The 22,857-nt window shown below is 44.8% G+C and carries 21 protein-coding genes; 13 read left to right on the top strand and 8 right to left on the bottom strand.

Translation table 11 applies throughout. The annotated features are described in order from the left end of the window. Positions 1–66 precede the first annotated feature (66 nt). Positions 67–1,134, top strand: a complete 1,068-nt coding sequence (locus P8596_RS21385) for an SDR family oxidoreductase (RefSeq protein ID WP_279725029.1) — start codon at positions 67–69, stop codon at positions 1,132–1,134. 47 nt (positions 1,135–1,181) lie between these two features. Here the strand turns inward: P8596_RS21385 and P8596_RS21380 are convergent, their stop codons facing one another. The 6 genes from P8596_RS21380 to P8596_RS21355 all read right to left on the bottom strand — a co-directional run bounded on the left by P8596_RS21380 (position 1,182) and on the right by P8596_RS21355 (position 8,101). Continuing rightward, a complete protein-coding gene (locus P8596_RS21380; protein ID WP_279725028.1) occupies positions 1,182–1,973 on the bottom strand; it encodes an SDR family oxidoreductase in 792 nt (263 codons plus the stop codon). A gap of 15 nt (positions 1,974–1,988) precedes the next feature. Continuing rightward, positions 1,989–4,154 carry a TRAP transporter permease gene (locus P8596_RS21375; protein WP_279725027.1) on the bottom strand — a complete coding sequence of 722 codons (2,166 nt, stop codon included), beginning with the start codon at positions 4,152–4,154 and terminating at the stop codon, positions 1,989–1,991. A 12-nt stretch (positions 4,155–4,166) separates the two neighbouring features. After that, positions 4,167–4,640 carry a DUF1850 domain-containing protein gene (locus tag P8596_RS21370; RefSeq protein ID WP_279725025.1) on the bottom strand — a complete coding sequence of 158 codons (474 nt, stop codon included), beginning with the start codon at positions 4,638–4,640 and terminating at the stop codon, positions 4,167–4,169. Positions 4,641–4,682: 42 nt separating this feature from the next. Beyond that, positions 4,683–5,678, bottom strand: a complete 996-nt coding sequence (locus P8596_RS21365; protein WP_279725024.1) for a TAXI family TRAP transporter solute-binding subunit — start codon at positions 5,676–5,678, stop codon at positions 4,683–4,685. Positions 5,679–5,811: 133 nt separating this feature from the next. Next, entirely contained in the window at positions 5,812–6,507 is a 696-nt protein-coding gene (locus P8596_RS21360; protein WP_279725023.1) for a response regulator, read from the bottom strand. Further along, positions 6,491–8,101, bottom strand: coding sequence for an ATP-binding protein (locus P8596_RS21355; protein ID WP_279725022.1), 1,611 nt, complete (start codon positions 8,099–8,101; stop codon positions 6,491–6,493). The genes P8596_RS21360 and P8596_RS21355 overlap by 17 nt, the downstream gene beginning before the upstream one ends. A 75-nt stretch (positions 8,102–8,176) precedes the next feature. Here P8596_RS21355 and P8596_RS21350 point away from each other — a divergent pair, with 75 nt between their 5' ends. The 8 genes from P8596_RS21350 (at position 8,177) to P8596_RS21315 (ending at position 14,906) form a co-directional block, all read left to right on the top strand. After that, positions 8,177–9,232 (top strand): DctP family TRAP transporter solute-binding subunit, encoded by a 1,056-nt coding sequence (locus P8596_RS21350; protein ID WP_279725021.1) that lies wholly within the window; start codon positions 8,177–8,179, stop codon positions 9,230–9,232. A gap of 145 nt (positions 9,233–9,377) precedes the next feature. Next, positions 9,378–10,304, top strand: a complete 927-nt coding sequence (locus tag P8596_RS21345) for a manganese-dependent inorganic pyrophosphatase (RefSeq protein WP_279725020.1) — start codon at positions 9,378–9,380, stop codon at positions 10,302–10,304. 67 nt (positions 10,305–10,371) lie between these two features. Continuing rightward, positions 10,372–10,758 carry an SMU1112c/YaeR family gloxylase I-like metalloprotein gene (gene gloA2, locus P8596_RS21340; protein WP_279725019.1) on the top strand — a complete coding sequence of 129 codons (387 nt, stop codon included), beginning with the start codon at positions 10,372–10,374 and terminating at the stop codon, positions 10,756–10,758. A 409-nt stretch (positions 10,759–11,167) separates the two neighbouring features. After that, positions 11,168–12,055 (top strand): helix-turn-helix domain-containing protein, encoded by an 888-nt coding sequence (locus P8596_RS21335; protein WP_279725018.1) that lies wholly within the window; start codon positions 11,168–11,170, stop codon positions 12,053–12,055. A gap of 50 nt (positions 12,056–12,105) precedes the next feature. Further along, positions 12,106–13,023, top strand: coding sequence for a tetratricopeptide repeat protein (locus P8596_RS21330; protein ID WP_279725017.1), 918 nt, complete (start codon positions 12,106–12,108; stop codon positions 13,021–13,023). 175 nt (positions 13,024–13,198) lie between these two features. Continuing rightward, on the top strand, positions 13,199–14,092 hold the full coding sequence (locus P8596_RS21325) for a helix-turn-helix domain-containing protein (protein ID WP_279725015.1): 894 nt from the start codon (positions 13,199–13,201) through the stop codon (positions 14,090–14,092). Between the two features lie 135 nt (positions 14,093–14,227). Continuing rightward, positions 14,228–14,689 carry a hypothetical protein gene (locus P8596_RS21320; RefSeq protein WP_279725014.1) on the top strand — a complete coding sequence of 154 codons (462 nt, stop codon included), beginning with the start codon at positions 14,228–14,230 and terminating at the stop codon, positions 14,687–14,689. Positions 14,690–14,777: 88 nt separating this feature from the next. Beyond that, positions 14,778–14,906, top strand: a complete 129-nt coding sequence (locus P8596_RS21315; protein WP_279725013.1) for a hypothetical protein — start codon at positions 14,778–14,780, stop codon at positions 14,904–14,906. A 103-nt stretch (positions 14,907–15,009) separates the two neighbouring features. Here P8596_RS21315 and murB read toward each other — a convergent pair whose 3' ends face one another. Then, the gene (gene murB, locus P8596_RS21310) at positions 15,010–15,930 is read right to left on the bottom strand and encodes a UDP-N-acetylmuramate dehydrogenase (RefSeq protein WP_034764454.1); all 921 of its coding nucleotides are present in this window, start codon (positions 15,928–15,930) and stop codon (positions 15,010–15,012) included. Positions 15,931–16,118: 188 nt separating this feature from the next. Continuing rightward, positions 16,119–18,188, bottom strand: a complete 2,070-nt coding sequence (locus P8596_RS21305; RefSeq protein ID WP_481900307.1) for a bifunctional 2',3'-cyclic-nucleotide 2'-phosphodiesterase/3'-nucleotidase — start codon at positions 18,186–18,188, stop codon at positions 16,119–16,121. Positions 18,189–18,439: 251 nt separating this feature from the next. On the opposite strand from P8596_RS21305, the gene P8596_RS21300 reads away from it, so the two are divergent. The 4 genes from P8596_RS21300 to P8596_RS21285 all read left to right on the top strand — a co-directional run bounded on the left by P8596_RS21300 (position 18,440) and on the right by P8596_RS21285 (position 22,829). Next, positions 18,440–19,342, top strand: coding sequence for a DMT family transporter (locus tag P8596_RS21300; RefSeq protein ID WP_159362890.1), 903 nt, complete (start codon positions 18,440–18,442; stop codon positions 19,340–19,342). Positions 19,343–19,555: 213 nt separating this feature from the next. Beyond that, positions 19,556–20,407: a DegV family protein gene (locus tag P8596_RS21295; RefSeq protein ID WP_279725011.1), complete on the top strand. Its 852-nt coding sequence runs from the start codon at positions 19,556–19,558 to the stop codon at positions 20,405–20,407. Positions 20,408–20,653: 246 nt separating this feature from the next. Next, positions 20,654–22,138, top strand: coding sequence for an ATP-dependent helicase ComFA (locus P8596_RS21290; protein WP_279725009.1), 1,485 nt, complete (start codon positions 20,654–20,656; stop codon positions 22,136–22,138). Beyond that, positions 22,128–22,829 (top strand): ComF family protein, encoded by a 702-nt coding sequence (locus P8596_RS21285; RefSeq protein WP_279725008.1) that lies wholly within the window; start codon positions 22,128–22,130, stop codon positions 22,827–22,829. Before P8596_RS21290 ends, P8596_RS21285 begins: the two co-directional genes overlap by 11 nt. The last annotated feature ends 28 nt before the right edge of the window (positions 22,830–22,857 follow it).

The raw sequence follows: 22,857 nt of genomic DNA, 5'->3' as shown, positions 1-22,857 counted from the left end.
GCTTTCAATCTGTGCTATGATAAACGGAATGACCAACGAGGTTGAAAATCAACAGGGGTGATCAATGTGAACGTGTTTTTAACAGGATCGACAGGATTTCTTGGTGGGAAACTGATCAAGAACCTTTTACAAGATAAACAAAATGAAGTCTATATTTTAGTGAGAAATGTAGAAAAAGCTGAGAGGTTGCGAGATTCTTTGCCAGCCGCTGACCAAGGGAGGATTCATGTTTTTCAGGGAGATATCACTTTCCCACATGCCGGTTTGAGTGGGGAAGACCTGGAGTGGTTGACAGGTAAAATAGATGCTGTCTACCATCTTGCAGCCCTTGTGAAGTTTGATCTGGATCTGCGAGATGAGCTGTTTGCCGCAAACTACGATGGCACAAAGCATATCCTTGAACTGGTTGAATACCTTGGGGTGAAGAAGTTTTACTACGTGAGTACGGCTTACACAGTTGGAAAGATGACGAAAGGTGTAGAGAAGCTTTACCCGACAGACGGAGAGTTTCATAACCCATATGAAGAAAGTAAAGTGAAGTCTGAACATCTTGTGTATTCGTACCGTGACAAAATGGACGTATCCATCTTCCGGCCGGCCATCATTGTGGGCGACTCCAAGACGGGTGAAGCGGATTCGCAGTTTACACTGTATGGGTTCATGCGTGCTCTCGCAGTATTTAAGCGTAAGACAGAGAGACGAAATGGAGGTCGTACCTACAGACTGGTTGCTGCTAAGAACGGAACATCGAATCTGGTTCCCGTCGATTACGTAGCGGATATTCTAAGTCTTGCTCCACTCAAAGCACGACCGGACAAAATCTATCATATTACCAATCCCAATCCACCGGAAAATAATGAACTGCTCAGGAAGCTAAAAGAAGCCCTTCAATTTGAAAACTTATCGGTAGTGGAAAACGCAGATCAATATGAATTGGATGAAGAAGAGATGAAGTTAAACAGCTTGATTGACGTGTTCAAGGTGTACCTGGCAGGGGCATTGACGTTTGAGGACCACAATACTCAAGAGCTGATTGCAGGGACGGATATCGCACACCTGGAAATGTCGGACGAGACGATCGAGATGATCATCCGTGCTGGATCTGGGGAGAATAGTGGGAAACTCATCGTATAAATGAAGAAGAGGCTGGGACAAATGTGTTTTGTCCCAGCCTCTTCTTACTATAATGCAGTGACCATTCCACCATCCACGACCAATGATTGTCCGGTTAAATAGGTATTGGCATCTGAAACGAGGAAGGCGATCACTTTGGCAAATTCATCCGGTTCACCATAGCGTCCTATAGGAATCGCTTTCTCACTCATACTTCTCAGCTCGTCCACGGTCATATTCCGTTTCTCAGCGTTGAGTTGATCCAGCTCCGCCACCCGGTCCGTTGCAATTCTTCCGGGACCGACCGTATTGATGAGGATGTGATCCTGGGCGAGTTCCCTTGATAAGCTTTTGGATAACCCGACCATTCCGGTCCTGAATGTGTTGGAAAGAATCAGGCCGTCGATCGCTTGCTTCGTGGAAGAAGAGGCGATATTCACGATCCGCCCACCATTGTTGCTTTTCATATGGGGGATAACCTCCCTGATCGTACGAATATAGCTGAGGAGGTTCAGTTCAAAGGCATACTGCCAATCGTCATCCTCGAACTTCTGAAATCCTCCCGCCGGTGGGCCGCCCGTATTATTGACGAGAATATCCACTCCACCCAGTTTCGATATCGCTGTTTCAACGAGGGACCGGATATCTTCTGACTTCGTCATATCACATGTCGTGTAATGAATGTGCTGATTCCCGGTTAAGTCAATGATCTCATCTGCGGTCTTTTGAAGCTCTTCTTCATTTCTGCTGGAAATAAGCACTCGGGCTCCTTCTTTTGCCAGTTCCAGTGCCGTGGCTTTTCCTAAACCTTTACTTGATGCGGTCACGATGACTGCTTTATCTTTTAATCCGAAATCCATTTTCATCCACCTCATTTAATTGGGAATATTGATCTCCTTGTTCATCGGTTTACCCTTTCCCTGGTAATTCCAAAACAGAACAAAGACGAATACGACTAAGCCGATGATGTCTGTCACCCAGCCTGGATAAATCAGGAGAAAGGCTGCAACGGCACTGATAAGCCGCAAATTGATAGGGAATTTCTTTTTGAAATAACCTTCAATGGCCACGGATAACAGGAATACGCCGATCACAGATGTAAGGGTGAGCGTGATAATGCTTGTAACCGTAGCGTCCACCATGAGCATTTCATGGGAGAACACAAACATAAATGGAACGATGAATCCGGCTATGGCGAGCCTCATCGCCTGGAATCCGGTCTTCGTCGGGTCACCGCCGCTGATTCCCGCTCCGGCAAAGGCAGCCAGTGCGACAGGAGGCGTGATGTTCGCGAAGATCCCAAAGTAGAACACAAACATATGGGCGACAAACACGGCCGTTTCCGTCGAACCGGCCAATTCACGGAACAGGGGCAGTTGTAAAAGAATCGGTGCTGCCATCGTACTCGTGATGATATAGGTCGGGATACTCGGCAGTCCCATTCCTAATACGATGGACGTCACCATGGTCAATAATAATGTGATGACGAGTTGTAGAAGGGGGCTGTCAATCATTTCACCGATTCCTACGATACTGTTGGCGAGTTCCAGGGCCACTCCTGTCAGTGAAGCCACTCCTACGACAATCCCTACGGCACCGCAGGCAACGGCGACAGGGATTGTTGTTTTCGCTCCTTCTTCCAATGCTTGAACGCAATCCTTCAATCCGATTTCTTCAGCTTCAAGCTTTTTGGTTTTTCTATACAGGTTGATCAGTAAAGGAATCACCACAACCAACAGGAGTTCCCACCATCCGTTTTTCAAAGGAGGCATCCCTTCACCGGATAGGAGACCGCTTACTTGTGGCTGGAACACAAAGAATATCCCGAGCAGAGTCGATAAGGTGAGAACCTGCTTTGATCCCGATATGATGATCGTGGCTAAAATGGACCAGAAGGCGGCGTAGAATGGCGTTTTTCCTGAGAATAATAAGTACAGGAGAATCACCATCGGGATGATTAAGTGTCCGCGCTCTGCCAAAACGGCTTTCACGGATGGAAGTTCCGATTTCGGAACTCCATTCAGCCCGCGCTTGGATGCTCTGAAGTGCACTTGAAGCAGGATCCCGATGTAGAATAAGAGGGCAGGGATGATACCTGCCAGAATCACCTTCGTATAAGGGATATTAAGATTCTCAGCCATTATGAAGGCAGCGGCACCCATGATCGGCGGGAGGATCTGTCCACCCACACTGGCTGCTGATTCGACGGCTCCTGCAAATTCTTTCTTGTAGCCGATCTTTTTCATCAAGGGAATCGTAAAGGCACCTGTCGTCACGACATTGGCAACGGCTGATCCGTTAATGGAACCGAGAAACCCGCTGGCAATGACGGCAACTTTAGCGGGACCGCCTTTCGTATGACCGGCAACGGCCAAGGCCAGATCGTTAAATAATTTTCCCATTCCGGACCGGCTTAAAAATGCGCCGAACAGGATAAAGAGAATGATGTAACTGGCAGATACACCAATCGCCGTACCGAGGATCCCTTCCGTAATATAGACAAGCTGTGAAATCATCTTTTTGGTAACGGTCAGCGTGATCTGCGAATTCAATTCAGGATAGATCGACAGTTTTACGTAGAGGCCGTAAAGCAAGAACCCGAGAGCCAGGAGGGTCAATCCCCAGCCGGTCACACGTCTTGTCAATTCCAGAAGCAGGACGATGACAAGGATCCCGACGTAGAAATCCATATCGTTGATCTGCCCGCCTGTACGGATGATACGTTCTGCACTGAATAACATATAAATGCCGACAATCAATGATAAGCCACTTAAGATATAATCATAAAACGGAACCGATTGATCTTTCTTTTTACTCACAAAGGGGTATAGGATGAAGCCGATCGCCATCAGTCCATATAAGTGAATGCTTCGCTGTTTCACATCGACCAGTGCCCCGGCGTAGGACGTGTAAAGATGGAAGAGGGCAATCCCGGCGGCCAATACTAATAGGAATAGACCGATCACCTTTGGGTACTTGCTCCTCGTATTGCCTTCCCGGTCCAACTCTTCCACAGATGTATTCTTCTCGTTTTTCATCATGAGTCACCTCGCTTAATCTTTAACAATCATATAAATCAATTTATACAGAGGGACGGACCTCACCGATAATTGGTAGGACACTTGGGGATCAAGGGAAATGGTCCGTCCGTTCAATTGAATCCGGTGATTCGTCCCCTTGCCTGTTTGAAAACGCAATGAGCTCCCGATCGATTGATGGATGCCGGTCATATACACCCAGCCATCTTTGATATACGTATCGTCTCCTGCGTGATCAGGGACGCCTGCTCCGAACGTTTTGAAACGGGTCGAAGTCAGCAGGATGGTTTCCTTTTGAATATGAAAGAATTCTTCCCAATCTTCTTTTTCAACCGAATGGGTCCAGCGTATGGATACATCTTTCTCTTCTAAAAATGGCTGGACGATTATGTTTTGATTTTCATAGGATAAGAGCAATGTGTTCATCGGGACGAAGGTGGAAAGGGTGAGAAGGAAAAGAATAACGATAACCAGTATTCTTTTTTTCATAGATTGAAAGAAAAGGGCACCAGGATTGATGCCCTTTGTCCATTATTCCAGTAATCCTTTTTCTTCATAAAACTTTTTCGCCCCTGGGTGAAGGGGAGCTATGAGGCCCTTCGCCATCTCGTCCCGGTCGACTTCCTTAAGGGGAGCGACTGCCACTGCATCCGTCCCTAAGTAATCATAGTAGCGCTTTGTCAGATCGTATACGGTGTCTTCGCTTAAATCTTTTGATACGATCAGCATATTTTGAATCCCGACGGTTTCCACTTTAGAATCCAGGTTGTATTTCGCTTCGTCACCTGAATCAATGGTGAAGGTTTTGTAGAAAGGATATTTCTCCATCAGCTTATCAGCAAGATCACCTTTGATTTCAACAAACGATACATCATTTTGCTGCATCAGGTCTGTAATATTACTGTTTGGTACTCCCGAGGTGAAGAAGGCAGCATCCAGCGTGCCGTTCTTCATTTCCTGCACCGAATCCGCATAGCCGGTGTGAGTCACTTTTTCAAGGTCGTCATACGTAAGGCCGGCAGCTTCCAATACCTTCTTTGCGCTCTGTTCCACACCCGAACCTACCTGTCCGACACCGACTTTCTTACCCTTTAAATCTTCAATACTCTTAATTCCGCTATCAGACATCGCGACTACCTGCACCACGTTCTGGTACATGCCTGCCATTGCTTGAACGTCTACTTTATTGCCTTCGAACTGTCCTTTTCCTTCAACGGCATCATAGGCCACGTCACTCATCACGATGGCCATTTGATTTAAGCCGTCCGTGATGTTCTGGATGTTGGCAACAGATGCGCCAGTCGATTCTACCGTTACATTTCCGATAGAATCACTTTCTTCAAAAATAGGTTTTAATGATCCACCGATGGCATAATAAGCACCGGACGTCCCACCTGTCCCAAATACCACCGATTGGCTGGAAGAATCTCCGCCACTTGAATCGTCTCCACTTGCCCCGTCACTGCCGCATGCAGCCAGTAGAATGGAGACGACGGCTATCAATGAAATCCATTTTAATTTTTTCATCGTTACGTCCTCCTTTTAGTTACCTATTTAGTATGGTAACGCTTACATAGTAAAATTTGAATATTTAGAACTTAAAGGACGTTTTGGTCTTTTTGGTCTTTTTATTTGAACATAAAAACGGATAAGGTGGGCCTTATCCGTTTTTCCACTGATATCGATTGACCGGTCTTCCAATCCCGCCATATTCGATCAAGATCTGAACCTGGTCTGATTTCAGGAGGTAATCTAAGTATCTACGGGCTGTCACCCTCGCAATCCCAATTCCTTCCGCCGTCTCTTCAGCGGAAAGGGGGCTTGATTGACCGGAAAGATATTGAACGATTTGCTGAAGGGTTTGCGCGTTCAGCCCTTTCGGCAGATCCACATGATGGTTGTCAGCCGCAGAAGGAGAAGGTCCTCCTTGGAGCTGATCGATCTCATGCTGTCCAATCACTCCTTCCCCTGATATCTGTTGTTTAAATGCACGGTATTTTTCGAGAGCCTGCTTCAACCGCTCGAACTTGAAAGGTTTGATGATGTAATCAACGACTCCCAACCTCATCATGTCCCGGATGGTTTCTTTATCCTGTGCGGCAGATATGACAATGACATCCACGTCCGTGCCCTGCTGGCGAAAAGCCTGTAAGGTTTGGATCCCGGTTTGTCGTGGCATGAAATTATCAAGTAGAACAAGGTCGGGTTGGTAGGAAGAGACCTTTTCTGCGCCTTCCTGTCCGTTTCCGGCAATGGCGCACACGGTAAATCCCGGCACCCGTTCAATGAACATCCGATTCACCTCTTGAACCATCGGGTCATCTTCAATGAGCAGGACGTTAATTGGTTTCGTCATACGTGTTCCCTCCATTCATGGGAAAGGTAAGCTGAAATAGCGTCCCTTCCCCAGGGGTTGATGTTACGTGTATATGGCCGTTCGATTTTTCTATGATTCTGTGAATCAAGTAGAGCCCGATCCCTGATCCGTCTTTTCCTTTGGTTGTGTAACCCTGATGAAATAACTGCGGCATCTGGTCTTCTGATATCCCGATTCCATTGTCTTCTATCTCAATATGGAACGTATCCGGATCTTCTTTCAAATAAATATGCACGGACTTCGATTCTTCCGATGTGTCCTTTAACGCGTATAAACTATTTTCGATCAGATTTCCCAATAGTATGACAAAATCATGTTCATCCAGTAGGGAAGGGAGGGAGGTCAGATAACTATCGGGATCGAGCTGGACCTCAATTCCGAGTTCCCGTCCACGCCTGATTTTACCCAACAGCAGCCCGTTCAACCGATCAAGCTTGATTCGCTCGGTTAAGAAGGCGGAGAGATCCTCCTCTTCCCTGGAAGAGTGGAAGATATAATCGAGGGCTTTCTCATTTTCTTCAAGTTGAATCAGTCCGGCGACGGTATGTAATGCATTCAGATGTTCATGGTTTTGTACCCGCAATGCCTCGACGAATTCCTTGACTCCCGTCAGCTCTTCTGCAAGCCTGGTTATCTCTGTTCGATCCTGGAACACGGCAACCGCCCCTGCAATCTTTCCATCTATTAAAATCGGAACCCTTGAATGAAGGATGATCCTGTTGTTTAATGTCATCTCTTCATGATAGACAGGTTCCCTGGTTCTCAGAACGTCCGGCAGCTTAAAAGAAGGGAGGACCTCATGAATGGACTTTCCGGTCGGATTCCCCTTAATGAATACTATTTCTTTCGCCTTTTCATTAAAAACGGTTAGTCTCTGTTGGTTATCAATGGCGATGATTCCTTCATTCATGGCCTGGAATGTTGCCGTACGTTCCACCAGGAGCCTGCCGATTTCATGGGGCTCAAGCTGAAAGGTGTCTTTCTTGATTTGTACCGCTAACAACCAGGAACCCATCATGCCGAATAAAAGGGTGATGGCCCCGATGATGATCAATTCATTCTTTAGATTGCTCATAATATCAAAGGTGGAAGGGAGAAGGATGCCTACAACGACTACACCGATTTGTTGATGTTCAGGGTTCATGACTGGCACGAATCCCCTCACTGCCACCCCAAGCTCTCCTTTTGCCGTCGAGACATAACTATGTTCCGCAAAGGCCGGGCCTTCATCCTTCCCTGCGGATATGGTGCCGAGCTGCTCTTCTGATGGATGGGAATAGCGGATGCGATTCATATTGAGTACGACAATATAGTCCGAACCATTCACGGTACGGATGTTTTCGACGACCGGCTGAATGTCCTTCCATCCGAGGGAGTCTTCCAGGTGATTTTGTACGGTTGGGAGGTTGGCTACGGTCCTCGCCGTAATAAGGGCCTGATTCCCTAATTCCTCTTTCTTCATCTCGATTGCTTTTCCGACAAAAATAATAAAACCGATGATCAGGGCGAATAAGACAACCCCGAAGGATAATATCGTCATTTTCCAGCGAATGGGCATTTGTTTTCGGTTCATTCTGAATATTCCTTCCTCTTTGTTCAAAGTTATTGTACCATTTTTAATAGAATCTGAAAGAGGAGGGTTCCGCTGATGAGAACCTTTTTGTTCATTGGCCTCTTTATCCTGACAGGGATGGTGACCGCCTATGTGGTTGGATTTCAAACACGGGATGAATTTTCTGCAGAATATGATGATGATCAGGAAAAGATGAGGGATCAAATCGTGATCAAGGTGAGTCATGTCGTGTCGGAAAACACCCCTAAAGGAAAGGCAGTCAGGCGATTTCAAGCGCTTGTAGAAGAAACTACAAAGGGAAAGGTGAAGGTGGAAATCTACCCGAACGGCTCACTGTATTCAGATATCAGTGAGTGGGAGGCCCTTAAGAATAATAATGTTCAGATGATCATTCCGGCCACATCGAAAGTAACTCAGTATGTTCCTGAGTTCGGCCTATTTGATTTACCTTTTGCCTTCGATAGCTACAGCCAGGTTCAGCAAGCTTTTGAAGGAAGGATTGGAGAGATACTACTGGAAAAAGCAGAAAAGCGTGAACATGTAAAAGGTGTCACCTTTTGGTATAACGGGTTTAAACAAATAACAAATAATAAGCGTCCGTTACTGACCCCCGCTGATTTTAATCGATTGCATTTTCGAACAATGCCAAGTGAAGTCATAAAGAAACAATATCAAATGATGGGGGCGGCTGTGAGTGAACTACCCTTTAATAAAACCTATGAAAATCTGGAGGTCGGCTTCATCGATGGGCAGGAAAATACGATCTCCAATATATACTCCAAGAAGCTCTATGATCATCAATCCTACCTCACTGTCAGCAATCATTCGTACCTGGGATATGCTGTATTGATGAATGAAGAGTTTTGGAATGAGTTACCCGAAGAGTACCAGATGAAAATCAATGAGGCCATGATCCAAACCACAGACTGGATCCGACGGCATTCCATTGAAATGAACGATGAGCAAATGCGGGAGTTGAAGAGAAACACCGATTTGGATATTCATATTCTGCTGAATTCAGAGAAAGAAGAGTGGAGAGAGAAACTGGCTCCTTTGTATGAGGAATATGAAGATGTTTTTGGAAAGGAATTGATGGGGGAGATTGGTGAAATAAACGGGAGACGTCGGTGAACACAGAATCTGGGAATATTACCTTCACAATCACTGGAAAAAATCTTATCCGGACATACGGTTTTGCTTTTATATATGGTAATATAAGAAAATGTAAAGAGAGATAACAAACGAATCACATTACATAGAGTTAGGAGAATGATCAATGAGTAAAACACTAATTTTCGGACACAAAAACCCGGACACAGATACGATCACATCAGCACTGGTTTATGCTGACTTGAAATCAAAAATCGGGATGGACGTGGAGCCTGTTCGTCTAGGTGAAGTCAACGGTGAAACGCAATATGCCCTTGATTACTTTAAAGTCGAAGCACCACGTTTGGTAGAAAAGGTTGCCGCTGAGACGGATACAGTCATCCTGGTTGACCATAACGAACGCCAGCAAAGTGCCGAGGACATCGAAGAAGTACGCGTTCTTGAAGTCATCGACCACCACCGCATCGCGAACTTTGAAACGGCAGATCCCCTGTACTACCGTGCGGAGCCGGTTGGATGTACGGCAACGATCTTAAACAAGATCTACAAGGAAAAAGGAGTAGAGGTCACGAAGGAAATGGCTGGACTGATGCTTTCAGCGATCATCTCTGATTCCCTATTATTCAAATCTCCTACATGCACGGAAGAAGATGTAGCGGCAGCAAATGAACTCGCTGAAATCGCTGACGTTGATCCGCAAGTGTACGGTTTGGAAATGCTGAAGGCAGGCGCCAACATGAGCACGAAATCAGTCGCTGAACTTGTGACCCTTGATGCGAAAGAATTCTCCATGGGTAACGCGAAAGTGGAAGTCGCTCAAATCAACGTTGTCGATACGAATGACGTATTCGGACGCCAAGCAGAAGTCGAAGCGGCCATGGAAACGATGATCAAGGAAAAAGGATTGGATCTATTCCTCCTTGTCGTGACAGACATCCTGGAAAACGACTCGACGGCTCTTGCCCTTGGAAGCAAAGCGGCTGAAGTGGAAAAGGCGTTCAACGTCACACTTCAAAACAACACGGCCCTATTAAAAGGCGTCGTATCCCGCAAGAAGCAAATCGTACCTGTGTTGACGGATGCGATGAAATAAGGAAAAATTGGAAGGGGCAGTCTTTTGGCTGCTTCTTTTTTTATACCAACAAAGGGAGAGGTCCAACATGAAATTCAAAAAAATCCACCACATCGCCATCATCTGCTCAGATTACACCACATCGAAAGACTTTTACGTCAATAAACTGGGTTTGGATATAAAGCAGGAGATATACAGGGAAGAAAGGGATTCATTCAAGCTCGACCTCGCGTTGAATGGTGAATATATCATCGAACTGTTCTCCTTCCCTGAAGCCCCGGCGCGGCCGAGTTATCCGGAAGCTCAAGGTTTGCGCCATTTAGCCTTTGAAGTAGAGGATATAGAGGGTGAGGTAGAGGCACTGAATCAAAAAGGTATTAAAACAGAGGAAATAAGAATAGATCCTTATACGGATAAAAAATTCGCGTTTTTCGAAGATCCGGATGGACTGCCGTTGGAGCTCTATGAAATCTGATGGAGGTATGTCCCTCAAAAAAAGAGCACTTCCCATAAAGAGAAGTGCTGTCCAAAGGTATTGTAATTTGTCGTTAGATTCATTTAAACATAAATAGATTTTGCAAGGATTGGGGATATAGCACGATTATCATTGGAAAACAGTGGGGTTCCTGGGGAATTTCAGTTGTTTTCTACATAAATATTAAAATATTAATATTTATGGTTGTGTAAAAAAAGAGCACTTCCCACAAGGAGAAGCGCCATCAAAAGGTATTGTAATTTGTCGTTAAGACTATTAAAACATAGATTCAAAATGTGTGAATTGGCGGCATACGTTCCTGAGGGAGAATGCATGACGATTATCCTAAAAAAACTGCCTGTTTTCTGATAAAATATTAAAATATTAATATTTTGAAGGAGGTGGACTTGTGGACTATTCAGTTATAGGGAAAAAGATAAAGGAATTGAGAAAAGTCGTCGGTTTGACTCAGGGAGAACTGGCAGACGGAATATGTACCCAGGCTCTGATCAGCCGGATAGAGAAGGGGGATATCTACCCAAGCGCCACGGCGCTCTATCAAATTTCAAAGAAGCTTGGTGTCGATGTGAACTACTTCTTTGAGATTGGGCTGACTCCCCGTCTGGATTATGTGAGAGAGGTTGAGCGACAACTCAAGAAGCTGAGGGTGAAATTGAAATATGATGAAATTCGTGAGATTGTCAAAACCGAAGAGAAGAATCCATTATTTCTAAAAGACGAAACCAATCTTCAACTTCTTTACTGGCATAAAGGAATCTATGTGAATGAGGTCGAAAAAAATAAAGACGAAGCTCTGATTATATTAGAGGAGGCCCTCTCACTGACGTATAACAAGAAAAAGGCCATGTCAGAGCGTGAAATGAATATTATGATCAGTATGGGAATACTGGAATTCAGCCGGCGCAACCATGAACGGGCATTGGAGATTTACGAATACGTCAATGCTGCTTTGACTTACAATGACCAACTTAGCGATAAGTCCATCAAAACCAGACTCTTTTATAATATCGCCAGGGTACTCACGAGACTTGGGAAATATCACGAATCCATCAAGTACTGCCAAGAGGGCATTCGCTGGATCATCGAAGAAGAAAATTTATATGGCTTCGCCCAATTGAATTATCATATCGGGTATAACCTGGAAATGGAAGAGAAGTACGAAGAGGCATTACCTTATCTCGTTAAAGCTGCCATGTTGTTTGACATTCAACATAATACAACGTTATCCACTTTTATCGAAGGGAAGATAGAAGAACTTAAAGCAAAAATAAATTGAAACAAATAATCGGACGGGATCGTATTCTTTAATAAAGAGGGGGCGGAGGCATGAATTATTCCATCATCGGTAATAAGATAAAGGAGTTACGTCAGGTGGTAGATATTACTCAAGGTGAATTAGCTGATGGTATCTGTACTCAGGCTTTGATTAGTAGAATGGAAAAGGGAGATATATACCCCAATGCTACTACTCTTTATCAGATTTCCAAAAAACTTGGAGTGGATGTGAACTATTTCTTTGAAATCGGAATGACTCCCCGTCTCGATTACATTCAAGAAGTAGAAAAACAACTTCGTAAATTGCGGATTGATCATCAATATATCGAAATGATGGAAGTGGTCAAAACCGAAGAGAAGAATCCATTATTCAAGGCCAATGTAAATGCTCAACTTCTTTGCTGGCATAAGGGGATTTATCAATTTGAAGTTGTAAAAGATCAGGATACTGCTTTTGACCTTTTACACAAGGCATTTCAACTGACAGCCGACAGTAAAAAAGTATTGTCAGAAAGAGAAATGGAAATCCTTCTCAGCCTCGGCGCTTTTCATTTCAGTAATGAAAATTATCCAAAGTCCCTCTGTCACTATTCCGAAGTGAAAGCTGCATTATCTTCATCACAGTGGTTACAGGATAAGTCAATCAAAACGAGGCTCCTCTATAACATGGCAAGAGTTTACACAAGACTTGGAGATTATCAGGAATCCATTCAATATTGTAAAAAAGCAATCAAGTGGATCATTGAAGAAGAGCATATGTATGGGTTTGCCCAACTTCATTATCATTTAGGATATAACCTTGAGCTTCAAGGTGAATATGAACAAGCTTTTCCCTATTTTGAGAAGGCAGCCACTTTCTTTGAAATTCAGCATAATATAGAATTTGTTCGGTTTATCAGAGGAAAACTAGAAAAGCTTAGGAAGGAATCAGGAAAGATATCTTCACAAAAAAAGAGCACTTCCCTCTAGGAGAAGCACTATCAAAAGGTATTGTAATTTGTCGTTAGGTTTATTAAACCATAAGGAAGAAATTCATGTATTTGTGTTCTCGGCTATTGAGGCTAATTTGAATCTCATTTCTCTGCTAAAATAGCATGTTTTCATTGGAAATATAAAGATATTAATATTTTGAGGAGGTGGGTTTTTGGATTACTCAATCATTGGTAAAAAGATAAGGGAATTGAGAAAGGCCGTTGGGTTAACGCAAGGGGACCTAGCGGAAGGAATTTGTACCCAGGCGCTAGTCAGCCGAATAGAAAAAGGAGATATTTACCCAAGTGCTACGGCTCTTTATCAAATTTCCGAAAAACTCGGGGTGGACGTCAACTACTTCTTCGAAATCGGAACAACCCCACGACTGGACTATGTGAAAGAAGTCGAGCGTCAATTAAGAAACTTCAGAGTAAGATTACAGTATGATGAAATGATTGAGATGGTAAAGGCAGAAGAAAAAAATCCCCTCTTCTTTAGAAGTCCAACTAATCTGCAATTGCTGTATTGGCATAAAAGTATTTATCTATTTGAAATCGAGAAAGACCAGGAGAAAGGGCTGACTCTTTTGAAAGAGGCGCTTTCATTAACACTGAATAAAAAGAGGGCCATGACAGAACGCGAAATCGAAATACATATGACATTAGGGGCTTTTGAACACGGACAAGGAAATTTGAAGGATTCTTTGGCTATTTATGAAGAAGTTCAATCTGCTTTACAATCCAGTACCCAGCTCAATGATAAATCGATTAAAACGAGATTGCTTTATAATATTGCCAGGACTTTAACCAGATTAGGTAAGTATAAAGAATCCAATTCCTACTGTGACCAGGCCATTAAATGGTGTTTAGAAGAGGAACATTTATTTGGTTTAGGAGAGCTTTATTATCACACGGGGTACAATTATGAGCTGGAGGGAGAACTCGAAATAGCCCTATCAAATATTAATAAATCCATTTTAATATTTGATATGTATGAAGATAACCGCTATCATCAGTACCTTCAAAAAAAGCGGGAGGACATATCTCGTAAAATGGGAATCTTATAAAAATGAATGTGTACCCTCCTTTCATGAATCATCATGGGAGCTTCATGACACATTGAATGGTTCGTGAAGCTTTTTATTTTTCATACATCTTGCATGTCCCTCATAAGATGGGTGGTAGGTGAGGGGTGTGGATGTATGAGAAGGAAAAGCCCGGTTCCCCTGATGATCGGTGCAGTCGGGGCAATCATCCTATTGGTCGCTCTGTTCACGTTTATCGGAAAAACCCAGGAACCAGATACACCTGAAGAAGTGATCAAGGAATTTTATGACTTTGAAAAAGATGGTGACTTCGGCAATGCGTGGGAGCTATTTCACTCAGAAATGAAAAACAAGTTTCCCAAATCCTCCTATATCCAAACGAAGAATCATGTATTCATGGGGCATATGGGGGTAGATGAGTTCGATGTAGAAATCGGGAGCATAGAAAAGGTGAAGGAGTTTACGTTTAACGAGGAAGGGCTTCAGTTCAAAAATGTGAGGAAAGCGGAAGTGAACATGTACTTCGATAGCCAATTCGGAGAGCTGATGATTACTCAAACGTGTTATGTAGCGATTGAAGAAGACGATTGGAGGATCCTGTGGAATTATAATTTCTGAGCGGAGAAAATTTTTTTAATGGAATTGGTTTTATCCCGTGTGTTCCGGGTAAAGAGAAACTAATTATTTACAAAGGAGGGCATTAGCTTTGTCACTGCTCTATTTTAAGGCTCGTGAAGCCTTTGAACTGGATGCGAAAGTATCTCAATCCCAGATTACAAGATTGAGGGAATACCGCAGAACCAAGCCCGCCCCTGTTGCTAAAAAGAATAGCTAATGGACCTTTTGACAAGAGACCCTGCTCAGTCTAAATTCGTTTAGGCTGTTTTTTTATGTGAAAAAGTGAAAAAGCCGGAAATCCACTGATTCCCGACTTTTCATTATTCCAGGTCTTCCCCGATGATGCGGACTTCCCGCTCAAGCTCGACATCAAATTTTTCTTTCACCGTCTTCTGGACATGTTCAATCAGTGAGATATAATCCGACGCTGTTGCGTTGTCTTTATTCACAATGAAACCGGCATGTTTGGTGGACACTTCTGCCCCTCCGAAATTCGTACCTTGAAGCTCACTATCCTGAATCAACTTACCTGCGAAATATCCAGGGGGACGTTTAAAGACACTTCCACATGATGGGTATTCAAGTGGCTGCTTCGACTCCCGTTTGTCCGTCAAATCGTCCATAATCGCCTTGATGTCTTCATAGACCCCGGGTTGCAGACTGAACGTCGCCTCCAGGACGATATCCCCTTTTTCAGAGATATTACTGTGACGGTAATCAAGCTCAAGTTCTGCTGCTGTCCGTTTCACAAGGTTGCCTTCACGATCGACGACATGGCAGTAATCAAGGACATCCTTGATCTCTCCACCGTACGCCCCTGCGTTCATGAACAGGGCGCCGCCTACCGTACCCGGAATTCCGCATGCGAACTCCAGTCCCGATAACTTCTCAGCTAAGGCACGCCTCGACACATCGATGATGGCCGCACCGCTTTGAGCGACAATCAGCTGATCGGTTGCTTTAATGTCCTTGAAGTTCTTTAAGTGAAGGACGATGCCGCGGATCCCGCCGTCTTTCACGATCAAATTCGAGCCGTTTCCAAGTAGCGTAAAAGGCACATCGACTTTATTCGAAAGCTTCACGATGTTTTGAACTTCTTCATAAGTCGTCGGGGTAAGGAAGAAGTCTGCTCTTCCCCCGAGCTTTGTATACAAATGATCTCTTAACAGTTCGTCACGCTTAATATTGTCAGAGTGCATGACCTTCGTTAATTCTTCAAATACTTTTTCTTTATTGTACATTCTATATCAGTCCTATAAAGTAATTTTCATCTCTTCACTATTCAATCCTACCCCACCATTATATGACGAAAACCCATGAAAGTTAAATGGTTTCAGTTGGGAGTGGGTAATATCAGCCTATTGGAGGAAGATTTTACTCCATACATAAGAAAAAGAACCCCCGAATTGGAGGTTCTTGGGACTTCCAGTTATTTTAAGAAATGAAATGACTTAGCCACATTCGAGATGAGGTTTGTCATGAAGCCGCGGTTTTCTTTCTTTTCCTGTCCAGGATTTGTTCCATCGCTTTCTTTCAGTTTGATCGAATACTTACCAAACCCGCTTTCCTGTTCTCCGAGGAACTTATACTTTCTCGCGTCATGGATATAATTCTGTGCTTTCATAGATGTTTCGAAAACGATATTCGCATTTCCTTTCACAGGGGTGAAGGACCAGTTCCCATCTGCCTGAGGATCGATGGTCTTTTTATCCATGATGTAATCAATGATCACATTACGGTTTTCATCAGGTGATTTGACGATGATTTCTGAGTTTTTCACGCCTGGGAATTTACCGCTTGCACGATAGTTATTGGTTGCCACGATGAATTTCTGGTTCGGATCGATGGCTTTTCCATTAAACTTCAGGTTTTTGATGCGGCTTGAGTCCTTATTCACCAGTACGCCTTCAGCATCGTATTTAGAAGGCTGGGTTACATCGATTTCATAGGTGACGCCGTCAATCACGTCAAAGTTATAGGAGCGGTAGTCACCGTTCACAAGATTTTGTTCCTCTGAAGTAGAAGGATCGATTTGATTAAATTGACCCGCAGACATTTCAAGCCATTCCTTCACGTCGGCACCTGTAAGCAGGACTGCCTGCAGTGTGTTTGGATACAGGTACAGGTCAGATACGTTCTTGATGGCGATTTCACCTGCCGGGATGTCTGTATAATAATCAGGATTCGCACGTGTACCCGCTTTGAACGGGGCGCCTGCAGATAGAACCGGAATGCCGTCGTATTCAGTCCCTTTTAAATACTTTTCAACATACCATTTCTGTGCGTTGGTCACGATTTGAACGGACGGATCATCACTCACCAATGCAAAGTAACTGTTGATTGGTGAAGTTGTCTCACCGACTGCACTGCGGACCCATTCAATCGTCGCCTCATGCTCTTCTTTCACTGCGTCGAGGATGCTTTGGTCTGCCTCAACAGCAGGCGTTCCATCGGGATTCAGGATCGAACGGGTGGAAGCCTGAGAATTTGTCACATCCCATTTCCCATCTTTCAATTCAAGTTCAAGGTCAACGAGTCCGAGATGATCTCCCCAGGAACCAGGCATGACCGATCCGACGCCATTGATCGTTCCTTTTTTCACATCTACCCCTTCAATCCCGCTGTAAGAATCAGAAGGGAAGACCCCGTGTGAATGGCCAAACAGGATCGCATTGATTCCATCTACTTTAGAAAGGTCATACGTTGCGTTTTCCTCCATGCCTTCCTGGGTCACATTTCCAATACCCGAGTGAGGGATCGCGACAATTACATCAGCACCTTCAGCCTTCATTTGAGGGACGAATTTGTTGGCTGTTTCAACGATATCCTTCGCAATCACCTTTCCTTCAAGGTTCCCTTTATCCCACTGCATGATCTGTGGTGGGACGAAACCGATGACCCCGACTTTTATTGCATGCTCTTCACCGTCTTCATCGACTACTGTGCGATCAAGGATTTCGTACGGTTTAAAATAGTTCTTGTCATTGTCTGGATTCCCGTCTTGATCATCTACGTATACGTTTGCGTTCACGTATGGAAAGTTGGAACCTTTTAATGATGTACCGAGGAAATCAAGTCCGTAGTTGAACTCATGATTTCCGACGTTGCCGGCATCATAATCCAACAGATTCATCGCTTTGTAGACAGGGTGAATTTCCCCATCTTGAAGCGGGTCTTCTTTTGCTACATAATCTCCAAGTGGATTTCCCTGAATCAAATCTCCGTTATCGAATAATAAAGAGTTCTTCGATTCCGCTCGAGCCTGTTTGATCAGGGTGGCCGTTTTGGCGAGTCCGTATTTATCTGTCACTGTATCTTGATAGTAATCATAGTTTGCGAGGTTCACGTGGATGTCGGTTGTTTCAAGTATACGAAGCTTTACAATATCTTTGTCCATGACGTCTGCATAAGTAATGGAAGGAGTGGCTTGAGGAATCAGAAGGCCAAGGGCCAACGCGCTGCCGGCAATGACTTTTTTCTTATTGGATGTTTTTTTCAAAAGAATCGCTCCTATATATGTAGTTAATTGTCAAACAATTACATGCTAGCATATCAACATGAAATAAAAATGGTGTAAAAGTATGATTTATTTGAAAAATGTAAAACTTTTGTAAAGGGATGGTCCTGGGTAAATTGTTTGTTTATTTTTAAGGGGTAATAAGATAGGATAGAACATATCAAAAATATGCTATAACATCTATTCATCTACTAAAATATACATTTTGGGAACAAAAGAGAGGAGGGAGCCAGTTGGCACGATTATACACGGCCCTAATTGGCTTAAGCCTGATCTGGGGCATGTCGTTCGTCTTTATCAAATGGTTGGTAGAGCCTGCAGGAGTGTGGGGGACGGTGTTTTTACGGTGCCTGGCAGGAGCCCTCGTTCTTCTTCCGATCTTTTTCATACAGAGGAAACGAGAAGGGAAGAAACCACTTCCCCTATGGAAACTCATAGTTGTGGGGATCGGCAATGCGGCCCTACCTTGGACCCTGATCGCCTTAAGTGAAACGCAGATCAACAGCAATACCGCTTCGATCCTGAATGCGACCACGCCGATTTGGACGGGGCTGGTTGGTTTTTTATTCTTCTCGGTTGTATTGACGGGGTATCAATGGATCGGGATTGCGGTCGGTTTCATCGGCATCCTCGTGCTGATGAACTTTGAAGTGAGCGGCATCTTCTCGTCTGATTTTGTCGGGGTGGGAACGATGATTTTGGCCACGATGAGCTACGCGTTTGCTTCCCAGTTCACAAAAAAATACCTGGCAGGAACCAGTGTGGTCGTGATCTCCACGTTTCAGCTGTTGATTGGGGCTGCGTTCGGGTTTGTCGGCATGATGGTCACGGATCCCATCTCTGTCGGTGATTTAGCGTCAGGAGAGGTCATCCTTGGCATTCTTGGCCTGGGCTGTCTCGGCTCTGGTGTGGCGACGCTTCTGTATTTCTACATCATGACCAATGGGAGTCCTGAGTTTGCCTCGACTGTGACGTACCTGATTCCGGGTACGGCGATGATCTGGGGATTCGTGCTTCTAAGGGAACCCGTGACCCACAATCTCATCTTAGGCTTGCTGATCATTTTCGCAGGGGTATTCCTATCATCCAGAAAATCAAAGAAAATCATCACTTCCCTGCCGGCAGGGACAAGGTAAGACCTTTAAACAAACGTTTGATTAGTATGTTGAATCCCTTGTCCCACAAGGGGTGAGTGCACTAGTCAAACGTTTGTTTAGTTTCCGGGCATCGAAACTCCCCGGAAATTAATGCAAACCAACTTATTTTCATATAAAATGAGTAAGATACATAAGGTAGACTAACGCATAGCACATGCTATTAAAAATAAAACATAAGGATGGTAATTCTATATGAAAACGGCAATTGTAACGGATAGTACCGCCTACATCCCGAAAGAATTGCGTGATCGACTCAACATACATATGATTCCTCTCAGCGTCATTTTCGGAGGAGAAACCTATCAAGAAGAAGTTGATATTACGGCAAGTGAATTTTACGAAGAAGTCAGCATCCAGGAAAAGCTTCCAACCACCTCACAGCCCCCGGTCGGGAAATTCGTCGAGCTGTTCGAGAAACTTTCCAAAGACTACGATGCCGTCATCTCCATTCACCTATCCAGCGGAATCAGCGGGACCTATCAAGGGGCCGTGCAGGCAGGTGAAATGGTCCAAAGCATTAAAGTATACCCATACGACTCAGAAATCAGCTGCATGATCCAAGGTTTTTATGCCATCGAAGGGGCCAAACTTGCCCGTGAAGGAAAAACCGCAGAAGAAATCGTTGGCTTATTGGACGAAATGAAAGAATCGGTGCAGGCCTACTTCATGGTCGACGATCTTGCCCATCTGCAGCGCGGAGGACGGTTATCCCAAGCACAGGCCATCATCGGAAGCCTGTTACAGGTAAAACCACTGCTGCACTTCGTGGACAAAGTCATTGTCCCATTTGAAAAAATCCGCACGAAAAAGAAAGCGTTGAAGCGGGTGGAAGGCATCCTTGAAGAAGCGGTAGCGTCAGGCGAAGCCTATCAAGCTTCCATCATCCACGCCAATCGGGAAGAAGATGCGATTGAGTGGAAAAACGAGCTTCAGGATAAGTATCCGAACGTGGAATTCAATGTGAGCTATTTCGGTCCGGTTATCGGGACTCATTTAGGTGAGGGTTCGATGGGGATGGGCTGGGCTCGGAAGATGAGCCGGTAGTGGGATTGGGTGTTGATTTCTGATTTGAAATGATTTGAACTGACTTGTACTGACTTGTACCTGGTACAAGTGGCGCTTGATGTACCAGGTACAAATAGGTCGTCATGTACCAGGTACACACTCCCACACTCTCTAAAGGTGCCAGGCACAAAACGATCGTTTCGTGCCTGGCACCGTTTTTTATTAGCAGGATTTTCAACCTCAAATGTAGAATACAATACTACCCTACATAAGGAGTGATGTTAATTGCGTTTTGCTTTAATGGATCACAGGTTAATCCCCGAGCTCCTCGTACAAGAACCTCACCCCCTTCTCCAAAAAATTTCGGAATTCACTACCATCCCGCCTCAACCAATCAGTCCATCCTTTCAATTTTCACCAGAGCTGCAATCTTATCTTAGTGGACGGTCTTTATTAGCAGACGAGATCCCATTTTCAATCCATACCCTACACGAGCACTATTTGAATGGCTATATTTCCTATGAAAAAGGTGTAGACGCAGGCATGTGTCGTCGTTGTGGAAATAATAAACCTCATCTATTTGCCAGTTTCGATTGCTCCAGATGCCACACCGAATGCACCTACTGCCGGAACTGCATCATGATGGGGAGGGTGTCTGAGTGCACGCCGCTCCTAAGGTGGAATGGTCCCGGACCGGAGTCTCCAACGGTAACATTCGACTGGACCGGTACCCTTTCAGAAGCGCAAAAAGCAGCTTCGGAACAAATGATAACTGCCATTCAAGCCCATAACGACCTTCTCATCTGGGCCGTATGCGGAGCCGGTAAGACGGAGGTTCTTTTTGAAGGGATAGATGAAGCCCTCGGGCAAAACAAGCGAGTCTGTATTGCCGCACCCCGTACGGATGTCATCCTGGAACTGTCTCCCCGCCTCAAAAAAGTCTTTCCTCAAACAAAGGTCACCACCCTGTATGGAGGCTCCGAGGAACGACACAGCTATGGTCAACTTGTTCTCTCTACTACCCATCAACTCTACAGGTACAAAGAAGCCTTCGATGTCATGATCATTGACGAGGTCGACGCGTTCCCCTATTCCTATGATTCCTCCCTGCAAGGGGCAGTAGAAAAAGCCCGGAAGCCCCAATCGTCCATCATATACCTGACAGCAACCCCGGATCAGAAAACGCAACAGGAATGTGCCCGGGGAAAAAGAAACTTCATTGGAATCCCGGCCCGTTTCCACCGGCATCCGATTCCCCTTCCCAAGTTTGAATGGTGCGGTCTCTGGAAAAAATCCTTGAAGAAAAATCGAATTCCCACTCCACTGAAAAAATGGACCTCATTAAGGCTTCAACAATCCAAACAAGCCCTGATTTTCTTCCCCACCGTCGCCCTTATGGAAAAGGCCCTTCCTCTATTTCAAGAAATGAATCCTCTCATTGAATCAGTTCATGCCGAAGATCCCAAACGAAAAGAAAAAGTAATGAGTATGAGACATGGAGAAATTCCGATTTTACTCACGACCACCATTCTAGAGCGGGGAGTGACAATCCCGAACATTGATGTGGCCGTCCTGGGAGCAGAAGAAAAGATTTTCACCGAAAGTGCCCTCGTTCAGATCGCCGGCAGGGTGGGGAGGAGCGCTGACCATCCAACAGGGGATATCGTGTATTTCCATTACGGCCGCACGAGGGAGATGATCAAGGCGCTGCTTCATATCGACCAAATGAATAAGGAAGCGGGGAAAAGGGGGTTACTTCATGGTCACTAACTGTTTGAATTGTAGTACCCGAGTCGAAGAGGTGTGGTCGTGGAGAGGGTTATTTTACAGGGAGCCTCAATTTCTGTGTAACGGATGCGAGAAGCGGTTGGAGAAGATAGAAGGAGTGCGCTGCAAGGGCTGCTCCCGTTCGCTGGAGACACTGCCTTCCAATCTTGTAAAAGAAGAGATCTGCCTGGACTGCCATCGGTGGGAATTGGATCCGGGGTGGAAGGGGATTCTTCATAAAAATGATTCATTGTATCACTATAATGATTTTCTAAAAGAGTACTTGGCCAGATACAAATACCGAGGGGATTACGCGTTGGCCAAAGCCTTCTCCCATACGATTAAATCCTATCTCACAAAAATGGACTATGACCACATCATCCCCATCCCACTCAGCGATGAACGCCTCTATGAGAGAGGATTCAATCAATCTACCGCACTTCTGGAAGAATCAGAGGTCCGTCCCTCACATATCCTCACGCGTTTGCACTCTGAGAAGCAGTCGAAGAAGACGCGTGCGGAGCGTCTTCGGCAGGTGCAGGTTTTTCAGTTGGTGGGATGTGATGTCAAAGACAAAACGATTCTATTGTTTGATGATATCTATACGACGGGGACGACGTTGAGGCAGGCAGCAAAGCTACTGAAGGAAGCGGGGGCTGACGAGGTATCATCTTTAACGCTCGCCAGGGGTTAAAGCAACCCCCTTTTCTGCCGATATAAAA

The organism is Rossellomorea sp. DA94, from assembly GCF_029834455.1.
Classification (GTDB): Bacteria; Bacillota; Bacilli; order Bacillales; family Bacillaceae_B; genus Rossellomorea; species Rossellomorea vietnamensis.
Note: the sequence above shows the minus strand (reverse complement) of the source record. Positions and strands in the feature narration are given on the sequence as shown.

Bases quoted from the DNA above. Each gene is read 5' to 3' on its own strand.
- P8596_RS21295 (WP_279725011.1), top strand. From the start codon at position 19,556: ATGAAAACGGCAATTGTAACGGATAGTACCGCCTACATCCCGAAAGAA.
- gloA2 (WP_279725019.1), top strand. From the start codon at position 10,372: ATGAAATTCAAAAAAATCCACCACATCGCCATCATCTGCTCAGATTAC.
- P8596_RS21370 (WP_279725025.1), bottom strand. From the start codon at position 4,640: ATGAAAAAAAGAATACTGGTTATCGTTATTCTTTTCCTTCTCACCCTT.
- murB (WP_034764454.1), bottom strand. From the start codon at position 15,930: ATGTACAATAAAGAAAAAGTATTTGAAGAATTAACGAAGGTCATGCAC.
- P8596_RS21320 (WP_279725014.1), top strand. From the start codon at position 14,228: ATGAGAAGGAAAAGCCCGGTTCCCCTGATGATCGGTGCAGTCGGGGCA.
- P8596_RS21360 (WP_279725023.1), bottom strand. From the start codon at position 6,507: ATGACGAAACCAATTAACGTCCTGCTCATTGAAGATGACCCGATGGTT.
- P8596_RS21285 (WP_279725008.1), top strand. From the start codon at position 22,128: ATGGTCACTAACTGTTTGAATTGTAGTACCCGAGTCGAAGAGGTGTGG.
- P8596_RS21355 (WP_279725022.1), bottom strand. From the start codon at position 8,101: ATGAACCGAAAACAAATGCCCATTCGCTGGAAAATGACGATATTATCC.
- P8596_RS21365 (WP_279725024.1), bottom strand. From the start codon at position 5,678: ATGAAAAAATTAAAATGGATTTCATTGATAGCCGTCGTCTCCATTCTA.
- P8596_RS21330 (WP_279725017.1), top strand. From the start codon at position 12,106: ATGAATTATTCCATCATCGGTAATAAGATAAAGGAGTTACGTCAGGTG.
- P8596_RS21380 (WP_279725028.1), bottom strand. From the start codon at position 1,973: ATGGATTTCGGATTAAAAGATAAAGCAGTCATCGTGACCGCATCAAGT.
- P8596_RS21350 (WP_279725021.1), top strand. From the start codon at position 8,177: ATGAGAACCTTTTTGTTCATTGGCCTCTTTATCCTGACAGGGATGGTG.
- P8596_RS21345 (WP_279725020.1), top strand. From the start codon at position 9,378: ATGAGTAAAACACTAATTTTCGGACACAAAAACCCGGACACAGATACG.
- P8596_RS21375 (WP_279725027.1), bottom strand. From the start codon at position 4,154: ATGATGAAAAACGAGAAGAATACATCTGTGGAAGAGTTGGACCGGGAA.